The sequence below is a fragment of the Streptomyces sp. NPDC000404 genome (genome assembly GCF_040300365.1).
GTDB lineage: Bacteria > Actinomycetota > Actinomycetes > Streptomycetales > Streptomycetaceae > Streptomyces > Streptomyces ramulosus.
Map to the genome: position 1 here is coordinate 133,714 of NZ_JBEPDN010000012.1, position 11,997 is coordinate 145,710.

The 11,997-nt window shown below is 74.7% G+C and carries 10 protein-coding genes; 2 read left to right on the plus strand and 8 right to left on the minus strand.

Translation table 11 applies throughout. The features are described from left to right. Positions 1 to 77: 77 nt before the first annotated feature. From ABT345_RS23460 to ABT345_RS23475, 4 genes are all read right to left on the minus strand, one after another. Positions 78 to 1,229 (minus strand): glycoside hydrolase family 43 protein, encoded by a 1,152-nt coding sequence (locus ABT345_RS23460; RefSeq protein ID WP_345091097.1) that lies wholly within the window; start codon positions 1,227 to 1,229, stop codon positions 78 to 80. 303 nt (positions 1,230 to 1,532) lie between these two features. Then, on the minus strand, positions 1,533 to 2,522 hold the full coding sequence (locus ABT345_RS23465) for a DNA polymerase Y family protein (RefSeq protein ID WP_345091099.1): 990 nt from the start codon (positions 2,520 to 2,522) through the stop codon (positions 1,533 to 1,535). Between the two features lie 6 nt (positions 2,523 to 2,528). Next, positions 2,529 to 5,984: a DNA polymerase III subunit alpha gene (locus tag ABT345_RS23470; RefSeq protein ID WP_345091102.1), complete on the minus strand. Its 3,456-nt coding sequence runs from the start codon at positions 5,982 to 5,984 to the stop codon at positions 2,529 to 2,531. Between the two features lie 182 nt (positions 5,985 to 6,166). Continuing rightward, on the minus strand, positions 6,167 to 7,024 hold the full coding sequence (locus ABT345_RS23475; protein ID WP_345091106.1) for a GNAT family N-acetyltransferase: 858 nt from the start codon (positions 7,022 to 7,024) through the stop codon (positions 6,167 to 6,169). Positions 7,025 to 7,224: 200 nt separating this feature from the next. Here ABT345_RS23475 and ABT345_RS23480 point away from each other — a divergent pair, with 200 nt between their 5' ends. Beyond that, positions 7,225 to 7,515, plus strand: coding sequence for a thiamine-binding protein (locus ABT345_RS23480; RefSeq protein ID WP_345091109.1), 291 nt, complete (start codon positions 7,225 to 7,227; stop codon positions 7,513 to 7,515). 173 nt (positions 7,516 to 7,688) lie between these two features. Then, positions 7,689 to 8,858 (plus strand): MFS transporter, encoded by a 1,170-nt coding sequence (locus ABT345_RS23485; RefSeq protein ID WP_345092175.1) that lies wholly within the window; start codon positions 7,689 to 7,691, stop codon positions 8,856 to 8,858. Positions 8,859 to 8,896: 38 nt separating this feature from the next. On the opposite strand, the gene ABT345_RS23490 is transcribed toward ABT345_RS23485, so the two are convergent. The 4 genes from ABT345_RS23490 to ABT345_RS23505 all read right to left on the minus strand — a co-directional run bounded on the left by ABT345_RS23490 (position 8,897) and on the right by ABT345_RS23505 (position 11,883). Further along, positions 8,897 to 9,256, minus strand: a complete 360-nt coding sequence (locus ABT345_RS23490) for a zinc ribbon domain-containing protein YjdM (RefSeq protein ID WP_345091112.1) — start codon at positions 9,254 to 9,256, stop codon at positions 8,897 to 8,899. A 91-nt stretch (positions 9,257 to 9,347) separates the two neighbouring features. Beyond that, positions 9,348 to 9,806, minus strand: a complete 459-nt coding sequence (locus tag ABT345_RS23495) for a pyridoxamine 5'-phosphate oxidase family protein (RefSeq protein ID WP_345091115.1) — start codon at positions 9,804 to 9,806, stop codon at positions 9,348 to 9,350. Continuing rightward, positions 9,803 to 11,470, minus strand: a complete 1,668-nt coding sequence (locus tag ABT345_RS23500) for a SulP family inorganic anion transporter (RefSeq protein WP_345092177.1) — start codon at positions 11,468 to 11,470, stop codon at positions 9,803 to 9,805. The genes ABT345_RS23495 and ABT345_RS23500 overlap by 4 nt, the downstream gene beginning before the upstream one ends. A 71-nt stretch (positions 11,471 to 11,541) precedes the next feature. Further along, a complete protein-coding gene (locus ABT345_RS23505; protein WP_345092180.1) occupies positions 11,542 to 11,883 on the minus strand; it encodes an ArsR/SmtB family transcription factor in 342 nt (113 codons plus the stop codon). Positions 11,884 to 11,997 lie beyond the last annotated feature (114 nt).

Sequence of the window (11,997 nt, forward strand, 5' to 3'; positions counted from 1 at the left end):
CTCGGAACGGGCCGCCCGCCGCGCCGGAAGTGACCGGGGCGGCGGGCGGAAGGTGATTCATCCCCGCCGGGGAACCCTCACTCGAAGAACTTGATGCTGAATCCCTTGTCGCTGTTCGGGCCGGGGACATGGGCGCGCTTGTAGGTGGTGTTTCCCCACCAGACGAACGACCCGGTGTACCAGTAGCGGTTCTCCCACTTGTACGGCGTTCCCTTGGCGACCGCGTGGAACATCAGGGGGAACTTCTTGCCCGCCGGCGGGCTGGTGCCGATGTCGCCGTTGAGCAGGACGAAGCTGTGGTGCCCGGGGCCGTCGACGTGCAGCGTCGGGTCCCAGCCGGGCATCATCGTCTCGCGGTGCGAGCCGAACAGGCAGCCGTTGGACTTGTACCAGTCCCAGATCTTCGTCGGGTCACCGCCCTTCTTCAGCCGCAGGTCGCCCAGGCAGTAGTAATCGGTCCAGCTGCCGTTGGCGGAGTAGACGAGGTGCAGCTGCCCGTTCGGGTCCTTGATGGCCTCCGGCGCCTCGTTGATGTAGGGATTGCCCCTCTTGCGCTCCCATGCCTCGCGGGGCTGCGAGATGAGGTAGCGCTTGCCGGTCGGGGTGACCGGGTCGCTCATGCGGGCGAGGTAGAGGTTCTGTTCGTTGGCGCTGCCGCCGGACCAGCCCGACCAGACGAACCAGCGCTTCCCCCCGAAGGTGAACAGCGTGCCGTCGATGGCCCATCGGTCGTCCGGCAGGGCCAGTTTCTTCTCGGCGCCGTATCCGCCGTCCGGGGTGGCGGAGCTGATGACGTACATCCGGTGGGCGGAGCTGCGGCCGCCGGTGAAGTAGACGTAGTAGCGGCCGTTGTCCCGCACGATCTCGGGGGCCCAGACGTCCTGCAGGCCGTTCGGGTTCGACCAGATCTTCTTGGCGGGCGCCGCGGCGAGGCCGTCCGGGGACGAGGCCTGGCGTACGACGATGCCGCCGGCCGCCGCCTTGACGGCGATATAGGTGCCGCCGACCCTCAGCACGCTGGGATCCGCGCCCCGTAAGGTCGTCCGGCCCCGGGTGGCCGGGTCCTGTGCCGTGGTCGTCCGTACCGTCGCCGCCGTTTCCGCTCGCGTCCTCTCCTGCGCGGACGGCGCGCCGCGGGCGGCCTCGGGAGAGGAGAGGGACAGCGAGAGGGCGAGGGCGCCGGCCAGCGCCATGGCGCCGAGGCCGGCGGAGCTGCGGAAGAGTTTCATGGGCTCTTTCCTGGTAGGCCTCCGCTGCGGCGTCGCCCGGCCGGCGCGGACGCCGGTGGACGGGTGACGCCGGGTCAGGGCGTGGCGATCGGGAGGCTGCGGAAGGGGTCCCTGACGTCGCGTCCGTCCGGGTGTACCTCGGGTTGACCGGCACCGGCAACGGGACGCCCGTCCAGCGTCACGAGGGGCCCGGGGCGCGTCAACGGCCTCTCCCGGCACCGTGGTCGTCCTGGGACGAAAAGGGCTTTTCCTGTGACCGAGGTGTCACACGGGAGGGGTTGACCGGTGCCCGGGGCCGGGCGCTCAGGGCAGCCCGGCCGTGCTGGCGGGGCGCACCGCGCCCGTCCCGAAGCGGGCCCGGGCCCGGTCGGCGGCGGCCTCGATGCGGCGGGCCCGGTCGTCGTCGGGGCCGAAGGTCAGCTGCCGGGAGACCGTCCCCGCGTCGCACAGCTCCTCGGCCCGCAGGGCGAGGCGGCGGACCCGGGCGCGCTGGAGCCCCAGCCCCAGGTGCACCGCATGGGCCGCGGCGCGCAGTTGGGGGCTGTGGGAGGTGGGTTCGGGCAGGGTGCGGCCGCGGGTGGTGGTGGAGCGGTCGGCGTACCCGACGGTCAAGGTCAGCGCCCGGCAGGCCCGGTGCTCGGCGCGGAGCCGGGCGCCGAGGCGTTCGGCGAGGTGGGTCAGGGCGCCGCGCTGCCGGTCGGGGTCGAGTTCGTCGTACGGGAAACGGTGCTCGGCGCCGAAGGCGGGCGGTGGGGTGCCGGGCAGGACGCGGGTGGGGTCGACGCCGTGTGCGCGCCGGTGGAGCTGCCGGCCGGCGGTCGTGCCCAGGATGCGCTGGAGGGTGAGCAGCGGGGTGGCGGCGATCCGGTCGGCGGTGGTGAGGCCGTAGGAGGCGAGGGTGCGCGCCGTCGCCGGGCCGACCCCCGGCAGTGCGGCGGCGGGCAGTCCGGTGAGGAACGCGGTGACGGCCCGGGGGTCGTCGGGGAGGGCGCGGATCGCGCCGGGGGCCCCGCGGTGGGCGACCAGTTGGGCGAGGAGCGGGCTGGGGCCGATGCCGATCGTGGTGTCGACGTCGAGGACGGCGGCGGCGCGCATACGGATCAGCGCCGCGAGCCCGGCGGCGTCGCGGTCGAAGTACCGCACGCTCCCGGACACATCGGCGAGCGCCGCGTCGGGCGGCAGCGCCTGGACCACGGGGGTGAACTCGCCGAGCAGGTCGATGAGCTGCCGGTACGCGGCCTCGGCCGGGGCGCCGGCGGGGGGCAGGTTTCCGAAGTGCAGGTAGAGGATCATCGCCGGTCACCCCGCGCTGCCGGGACTCGCATGGTGGAAGGTCCTTCCGTCGAGGGCCGTGAGCGGGGTGCGGGCGGTGCCCGCGGGCCGCAGGTCGGCCCAGGGGTGGAGGGCGGCGCCGGTCGGCTGGGCGAGGGTGCGGCGCGGACCGGACCTGCGGGTGGCGGGCGCGGGCCCGGCGAGCCGGTCCGCGACGGCGGCCGGTCCGCCGCTGTGGTGCAGGTCGATCAGTTCGGCCAGATCCCAGGCGGCCGTGCCGGTGATGCTGAGCGCGCGCGGAGGCCGGCGGGTCAGCGTGCCGCGCACCAGCAGCAGGCCGCTGTGGAAGACCGTATGGGCGCAGCGCGCATGACTGTCCTCGAAGAACGCCAGGTCGGACAGGCCGGTGGGGTCGTCGAGGGTGACGAAGACGACGCGTTTGCCGGAGCGGATCGGCGGGGTCTGGGTGGCGACCTTCACGCCGGCGACCAGCACGGTGGCGCCGTGCCGCAGCCGCGGCAGGTCCGCGGCGGGGGTCGCCCCGATGTCGGCCAGCAGGGACCGGTGTTCGGCCAGCACATGGCGGGAGACGTCCATGCCGAGCACGTCCAGCTCCGCGGCGAGCTGCTCGGAGCCGCCCATGGACGGCAGGCCGGTGGCGGGGCCCGCGGCGCCGTCCGGTCCGGGGCCGGCCTCGCCGTCCGCCAGGGGGAGCTGGCCCGCGGCGGAGCCGTGGCCGCGGGCGGAGCGGTGCAACTCGGCGATCTTCAGCAGGAGTTCGCGGCGCGGGCCGAAGGCATCCATCGCCCCGACCTGTGCCAGGCGTTCGGCCAGCGGGCGGCTGGGGCGGGCGCGCTGCCAGAAGTCCTCCAGGGAGGTGTAGGGCTGCCCGGAGGTGATGCGGTCGCTCTCCGCCTCGGTGATGCCGCGGACCTGCGACAGCCCGATCCGCACCCCCCATTTACCGGACACCAGTTCGATCGTGTGTGCGGCCCGGGACGCGTTGACGTCGGGCAGCAGCAGCGGCACCCCGTGCCGGCGGGCGTCGGCCGCGAGGACGCGCTTGTGGTACATCCCCGGATCGTGGGTGAGCAGCCCGGCCAGCAGCGCCGCCATCCGGTGGGCCTTGAGCCAGCTCGACTGGTAGGCGGGGTGCGCGAAGGCCGCGGCGTGCGCCTTGGCGAAGCCGAAGCTGCCGAAGCCCGCCAGGACGTCCCACACGTCCCGCACCGCCCGGACCGGATAGCCGCGTCCGCGCGCCCGGTCGGCGAACCAGGCGCGGACCCGGCCCTGCCGCTCGGGGACGGACAGGGCGCGGCGCGCCTCGTCCGCCATGCCCCGGTCGCAGCCGGTCATCGTCGCCATGATCGCGATGACCTGCTCGTGGAAGACGACCTGCCCCTCGGTCTCCTCAAGGATCGGCTTCAGGTCCGGGTGCGGGTAGCGGATCGGCCTGCGGCGGTCGCGGGCCTCGATCAGCGGAGCCACCATGTCGGCGGCCACCGGCCCCGGCCGGAACAGGCTGATGTCCAGGGCCAGATCGCCGAACGAACGCGGCCGGAGGTTCCGGACGAGTTCGCGCTGCCCGGGGCTCTCCAGCTGGAAGGTGCCCAGCGTGTCCCCGGAGGTGATCAGGTCGTACGTGGCCGGGTCGTCCGGCGGCACCTGTGCGGGATCGTCCAGGTCGAACCGTTCGCCGGTGACCCGTTCGATCTCGGCCACCGCGTGCGCGAGCGCCGACTGCATCCGTACGCCGATGACGTCGATCTTCGGGTGCCCGGTGTCCTCGATGTCCTCCTTGTCGAACTGGGACATGGCGATGTTCCCGACGGTGGTCGGCGCCACCGGGGTGCGCCGCAGCAACCCGGCGTTGGAGACGAGGAGCCCGCAGGGATGCATGGCCGCCTCGTGCGGCAATCCGTCCAGCGCCTCCACCAGCTCCCACAGCCGGCCGTGGTCCTCGGCGGCGACCTCACGCAGCTCCGGCAGCTCGGCGAGCGCGGCCCGTACGTCCTTCGCCCGGATGTGCGGGAACGCCTTGGCCAGGCGGGCCGCCTCGTCGGGGGCCATGCCCCGGGCCCGCGCCACGTCCTCGATCGCGCCGCGCGCCCGGTACGTCTTGTAGACCGCGAGCGTCGCCACCCGGTCGGCGCCGAACCGCTCGCGGACCGCCTGGTAGACCTCCAGGCGGCGCGCCGACTCGACGTCCAGGTCGATGTCGGGCAGCGCGGAGCGCCGGGCGGACAGGAAGCGCTCCATCAGCAGGCCGTGCGCCACCGGGTCGATGGGGCTGATGCCCAGCAGGTGCGTGACGAGCGAGCCCACGCCCGAGCCGCGGGCCGCGACCCGGATACCCAGGCGCCGGGCCTGCGCCGCCACCTCGGCGACGGTCAGGAAGTACCCGGCGAAACCGTGGCCCGCGATGATCCGCAGCTCCTCCTCCAGCCGGTCCCAGCGCCGTACCTCCCGGTGGTAGCCGCGGCTCAGCATGCCCGCCGCGCACCGGTCCGCGAGGGTGCGATCGGCCTGCTCGCGGGAGGCGCCGACCAGTTCGGGCTCGGGGAGGTTGAGCCGTCCCAGGCCGAACGCCTCGCCCGGGTCGACCGCGCAGGCGGCCGCGGTCTCCTCGGTCGCCGCCAGCAGCCGCTGCACGTCCGCGCCCCGGCCGCCCGCCGCCTCGGCGATCCGGGCGGCGATCCGCTCCATCTCCCCGGCGTCCTTCAGCCACCGCTGCCCGCCGTCCAGCCGGGAGGCGTCCCGGGTGTCGACCGGCACCAGCAGCCGGGCGGAGTCCAGGATGTCGGCGACCTCGCCCTGCCCGGGGTCGGCGTAGCGCACGGCGTTGCTCAGCACAGCCGTCACCCGCTGCTCGGCGGCGAAGCCCGCAAGGCGTGCGGCCAGGCGCAGCGATCCGGGCCCGGTGCCGGTCCGGCCGTGCCACGACACCTCAAGCCGCAGCGCGCCGCCGAACCGCTCGCGCCACGGGGCGAGCAGCGCGACGGCCCGGTCGGGGCGCCCGGAGGCCAGCGCCTGCCCGACCTCGGAGTCGGCCCCGAGGAGGACGAACACCTCGTCGTCGGGGCAGTCCAGATCCGCCCAGGTGAGCCCGGTGTCCGACGCCGCCGACGCCGACACCAGACGGCACAGCTCGGACCAGCCGCGTGCGCTCCGGGCGAGGAAGACCGCGCGCGAGGGGGCCTCCGTCACGAACGCGCCGCCCTTGGCGGGGGTCCGCCGCCGGCCGGCCGGGCCGTCTCCGGGCGCCGGGACGCCGGGCACCGCGAGATCGACGCCGAACAGCGGCCGGACGCCGGACCGCGCGCATGCCTTGGCGAAGCGCACCGCGCCCGCGAGCGAATCCCGGTCGGTCAGCGCCAGGGCGTCGAGCCCCCGCTCGGCGGCCCGCTCGGCCAGGACGTGCGGATGGCTGGCCCCGTAGCGCAGCGAATAGCCGCTCGCCGTACGGAGATGCGTGAACGACATACACACCTCCTGGCTCCCATAACCCCCCTTTGCGTCATCTGCGGCATCCACGGCATCCGGACCCGTGGAAACACTCTAACTCAATGTTCGCACGTTCGTTCGAGTAACAGTTTAGCGAGCGGCGGTGACAGAGAGTGCCTTCGGATGCGGGAAACGCGGGAAAGGGGACGCACCCGCAGTGCCTATGTGAAGTCGTACACGGCGAAGTCGGTGATCCGGACGTATCCGAGGCGCCGGTAGAGGGCGTTGCTGGTGGCGTTGGCCGGGTCCGTGAAGAGGACGACATCCGTGGCGCCCGCGGCCCGTGCGGCACGGCTCACCTCGGCCGTCACGGCGCCCGCGTAGCCGCGGCCCCGCAGGTGGGCGGGGGTGTGGACGGGGTCCACCCGGACCATCCCGCCGATCATCGCCGTCGCGCCCGCCAGCGAGACCGGGGTGCCGCCCGGCGTCTCCCAGAACGTGAAGCGCTTGTCCGCGAAGCGCGAGGTGGCCCAGGAGCCGGCGTCGATGGCCGGGGTCTCGCCGACGGCGGTGACGAACCCGTCGCACCAGCGGAGCAGCGCGTCATGGTCCGACGGCCCCAGGCGGCGGCCCCGGCCCTCGGGGCGGGGCTCCGGCGGGGTGAGCGTGCCGAGCCGGTAGAGGTGGAGCCGTTGGCGGAGCACCGGCAGCGCGCCCGTGCGCCGCTGCCAGGCACCGGCGAACGCGGTGGCGGTGCGGTGGTCCGCGCTGACGTACGGGAGGCGGTGCCCGGGACCGGCGAGGCAGTCGGCGAGGGCGTCGGCCTCCTGAGGGGTGAGGGCGGTGGGGCTCAGCCCGCGGGACGGGAGCCGGTGGAAGGCGGCGCGGACCTCGCCCGCCCGCTCCAGCCGCCCGAACACGGCGGCTCCGGCGCCGTACGCGTCCGGCCCGTGCGTCCGCAGCCGCTCGGTCACCGTCAGCGCCATGGTGTGCAGGGCGGGGCGGGAGCGCAGGAAGTCCCCGGCGCGGGCGAGGTGTGCGTCAACGTCGTGGGTGAGGTGCCATCCGTCGGGGCGCATGCCTCATGGTTCCCCCGACGACGGCCCGGCCATGTGGGGCCGGGCGCCTCCGCCGGCCGCCGGGGCGGGTGCGGTGTGCCCGGGCGCGGACGATCTCGGTGAGGCGGGCGGCCGGCGGCATCGGAGTGGTCGTCCCGGGCGCCCCGGGGACGGCGGCGGGTCACCCGCGGCGGCGCACCGCGGCGTGTCAGGCTCGGGCCATGATCGTCGCCTTCTCCGTCACCCCGCTCGGGGTCGGCGAGCACCTCTCCGACCTCGTCTCCGACGCCGTACGCGTGGTGCGCGCCTCCGGTCTGCCGAACCGTACGGACGCGCTGTTCACCTCCGTCGAGGGCGAGTGGGACGAGGTGATGCCGGTGATCAAACAGGCGGTGGAGGCAGTGACCGCGCGGGCGCCTCGGTCGTTGCTCGTCCTCAAGGCGGACCTTCAGCCCGGCGGCGGACTGGAGAGCAAGGTGGCGAGCGTCGAGCGCCGGCTCGAAGGCCACTGACGGAGGACGTGCCGCCGGCCGGGGAATTCCGGTTGCGGCCGGGTGCGCCGGCCCGCTGGGCTACCGCCATGGACGGTGTCATCGGGCGGACGCGACGGATGAGGCCACGACGGGCCGGCGGCGGCGCACCGCGGCCGGCCCGGTGGCGCAGGGCGGCGGTGCTCGGGGCGCTGATGCTGGCCGCCTTCACCTTCAACACGGCGGAGAATCTGCCGATCGGCCTGCTGGGGATGGTCTCCGGGGACCTGCGGGTGTCCCTGTCCGCGGCCGGTCTGCTGGTGACCGGGTACGGCGTGACGGTGGCCCTGGCGTCGCTGCCGCTCGCCCATGCCGTGCGGGCGGTGCCCCGGCGTCAGGTGCTCGCGGGCCTGTTGGCCGTGCTGGTGGTGTCCAGCCTGATGGCGGCGGCGGCCGCGTCCTACGGTCCGCTCCTCGTGGCGCGGCTGCTGACGGCGCTGGCCCAGGCGTTGTTCTGGGCGGTGATGGGGCCGGTCGCGGTGGGGCTGTTCGCGCCCGCGGTCCGGGGGCGGGTGGTCGGTGCGCTGTCCGTCGCCGGTTCGCTCGCCCTCGTGCTCGGCGTGCCCGCCGGGACCTGGCTGGGGCGGCGGAGCGGCTGGCAGGCCCCCGTCGCCCTGCTGGCGGTTCCCGGGCTCGTCTCCCTGGTGACGATCGCCGTGCTGCTGCCGACCTCGCGTCCACAGGAGTCGCACGCCGCCTACGGGAGCCACCCCGACGCCCGCCGGTTCGGGGCCGTGCTGGCGGCCGGGGCCCTCTCCGCCACCGGCGCGTTCACGGGATTCACCTACCTCGTGACGTTCCTGGGCGAGGTGAGCGGCTTCTCCCCGGACGCGGTCGGCGCCCTGCTTTCGGCGTTCGGCGTGGCATGCCTGGCCGGGGTGGGCGTCACCGGGGCGCTGCTGGACCGTTTTCCGCAGGCCGCGTTGGCCGCCGCGGTGGCGGTGCAGGCGGTGGGCATGCTCGGCCTGTACGCGGCCGGGGCCCGTCCGGTGGCGGCGGTGGGGTTCCTGGTGCTGATGGGCGGTGCGCTCGGGCCGGTGTTCATGGCTGCCCAGAACGCCGTGCTGCGCTGCGCGCCGGGGCGTACCGAGATCGCCTTCGCGGCCAACTCCGGTGCGTACAACGCCGGTATCGCCGGGGGCGCCGCGCTCGGCGGGCTGGTCCTGCCGTCGGCCGGGGTGCGCGGCGCCTTCCTCGTCGGCGGGCTGCTGACGGCGGGGGCGTGCGCGGTGCTGCTCGGGAGCGCCGCGCGCGGGGCCCGGCGGCGCAAGGCCCTGCCGCCCTCGCTCCCGTCCGCCGGGTGCCGTGCGGCGGACGGGAGGTGACGGCAGGGCCTGGTGGTGTACGGCGAACAGACGGCGGGTCAGGCCTTCTTCACCACGCCGGACTTCAGCTGCATGGCGCCGAAGCCGTCGATCTTGCAGTCGATGTCATGGCCGGCGACCCCGTCGACCAGCCGGATGTTGCGCACCTTGGTGCCGGCCTTGATCCCCGACGGGCTGCCCTTGACCTTCAGCGCCTTGACGACGACCACGGAGTCGCCGTCCTGCAGCACATTGCCGACGGAGTCCTTGACGACCCACTCGCCGGCGCCTTCCCCGCCCTCCGTACCGCCGTCGGCGGGGACCCATTCGTGGCCGCACTCCGGGCACACCACAAGGGCGTTCATCTCGTAGGTGTACTCACAGGAACACTTGGGGCAAGGGGGAAGATTCTCAGTCATAGTGGATGAATATACCCCGTCGGAACGGCGGCCCGAGCCATGCGGTGGCGGCCCTTGGGCGCCCGACTCGGGCCGCCCCGCCGCCCGTTGGTCACCGGGCCGCGGGCCGCCGCGTGCGAGGCGCGTCCTCGGCGGGTCCGGCGGCGTGGGCGAGGCGGTAGCCGCTCACGTGCTGCGGGTGGATGCGCAGGAGGGTGTCGTGCGGGCCGTGGGACCAGCCCGGCAGGGTGCGCCGGTAGTGGGCGGCCTCATCGCTGTCGCGGACGGCCTCGGCGACACCGGAGGCGGTCACCGCCCACCCGGTGCCGGTGCGCGGGTTCAGCTGGTCGACGTGGTACGTGACGGTGGTGCGCCCGGCGAGGGCGGCGGCCGGGACCGGTGCGCGGACGATGAGGCGCCCGTACTCCTGGACGTGCGAGGCGACGCGGACGGCGATCTCGTCCCGCTGCTCGTACATCAGCCGTCCTTGCGTGGCGCCTTGCAGCAGGTGGACGGCCTCCTCGCCGGAGATGTCGAGCATCCGGCGGTCGGCGGTGGGCGGGGTGATCATCGGGCGGACTCCTCGGTGGTCGCGGTGGCGGACGCGTCCGCGGGGACGGGCACCGGGAGGACGCCGGTGCGCTGCAGATGGGCGCGGGCGCCGGCGATGGCTTCGGGGGTGGTGGCGTACTCGCGCCCCTCCCGCCGCAGCAGTTCCAGGGCGCCCACGGAGTCGAGCACGCGGCGCTGGCCGGGGCGCAAGCCCGAGGTGAGGACGACGATGCCGCGCCGGTTCAGCTTCTCCACCGCGTCCTTGAGGACCAGTGCGCCGGTGGCGTCGATGGTCATCACCCGCGACATCCGCAGGATCATCACCCGGACGTCGGCGACCTCGGACAGCTCCAGCAGGAAGCGGTGCGCCCCGGCGAAGAACAGCGGGCCGTCTATCCGGTACGCGACGATGTGCTCCGCGAGCAGCGCGTGCTCCTCCGCGCGGTCCTCGCCCGGCAGGTGGGCGGCGAAGGAGACCTGTTCCATCCGGGTCTGGCGGGCCACCGCGCGCAGCGCCAGCGCGCCCGCCACCGCCAGGCCGATGATGACCGCGTACACCAGGTCCAGGGCGAGCGTGGCGACCGCGGTCAGCACCAGGACGACGGCGTCGGAACGGGTCGCGCGCGCCATCGCCCGCAGCGAGCCGACCTCGACCATCCGGACCGCGGTCGCCAGCAGCACGCCCGCCAGCGCGGCCAGCGGGATCCGGGAGACCAGCGGCGCGGCGGCGAAGACGATCACCGCGAGGACCGCGGCGTGGGTGAGGGCGGCGAGGCGGGAGCCGGCGCCGGTGCGGACGTTGACGGCGGTACGGGCGATGGCGCCGGTCGCCGGGACGCCGCCGAACAGCGGCGCCGCGAGGTTCGCCAGCCCCTGCCCGAACAGCTCCCGGTCCGGGTCGTGCCGCTGACCGACCGTCATCCCGTCGGCGACGGACGCCGACAGCAGCGACTCCAGCGCGGCGAGGGCGGCGACCGCGACCGCGGGGGCGAGCAGCGAGCCGAGCGCGGCCGGGTCGAGGAAGGCGAGGGAGGGGACGGGCAGGCCGGCGGGCAGGTCACCGATCGGCTCGGCGGCGTCCAGGTGGAAGGCCTGTGCGGCGACGGTCGCGGCGACCACGGCGACGATCGAGAAGGGGATGCCGGGCCACTTACGGGCCCCGGCCAGCATGAGGACGGCGACGGCGAGCGCGAGGCCGACGGCCGTCCAGTTCGGCTGCCGGACGAACTCCTCGACCGCCCGCCACGTCACGACCAGGACCTTGTCGCCCTCCGGCTTGGCCACGCCCAGCGCGTTCGGCACCTGCTGGAGGCCGATCACACAGGCGATGCCGAGGGTGAAGCCCTCCACCACGGGCGCGGGCACGTACCGCATGTAGCGTCCGGCGCGCGCCGCGGCGAGCGCGATCAGCAGCACCCCGGCGAGCAGTCCGACGGTGAGCACGCCGCCGGGTCCGTACCGCGCCACGATCGGGACGAGGACGACGGTCATGGCGCCGGTCGGCCCGGACACCTGGAGCTCGGAGCCGCCGAAGACCGCCGCGAGGGCGCCCGCGACCACCGCGGTCGCGAGGCCGGCCTCGGCGCCCAGGCCCGACGAGACGCCGAAGCCCAGCGCGAGCGGGAGGGCGACGATGGCGACGGTCAGACCGGCCAGCAGGTCCCGGCGCGGGTCGCGGCCCATCGCCGCGAGATCGGCGCGGGCGGGCAGCAGGGCACGGACCCGGCCCCACGCCCGGGTGGGCGGTGACGCGCTCACGGTGCGCCGACCTCCGCTTCCCGCAACTCGGCCAGCAGCTCGTTCTTCCCGGCCAGCAGCTCGGTGAGGATCCGCCGCGCCGCCCGCATCAGCTCCGCGACGTCCCCGCCGGCCAGCTCGTAGACGACCTGGGATCCGGTGCGGTGCGAGGTGACGATGCCCGAGCGGCGCAACACCGCCAGCTGCTGGGAGAGCGCCGCCGGCTCGACCTCGATCTCCGCGAGCAGCTCCCGGACCGGCATCGGCCCGCCCTGCAGCAATTCCAGCACCCGGATCCGTACCGGATGTCCCAGCATCCGGAAGAACTCGGCCTTGGCCTGATACAGCGGGACCAGCACAGCCACCCTCGATCGCTCCGCCCCGCGCGGGACGGGGCACTCGTTGGGCGCCGTGCCCGCGGCTACCTACGGGCACGACGGGAGACAGCATGTAAGGAATTGCTTATTTTCGCA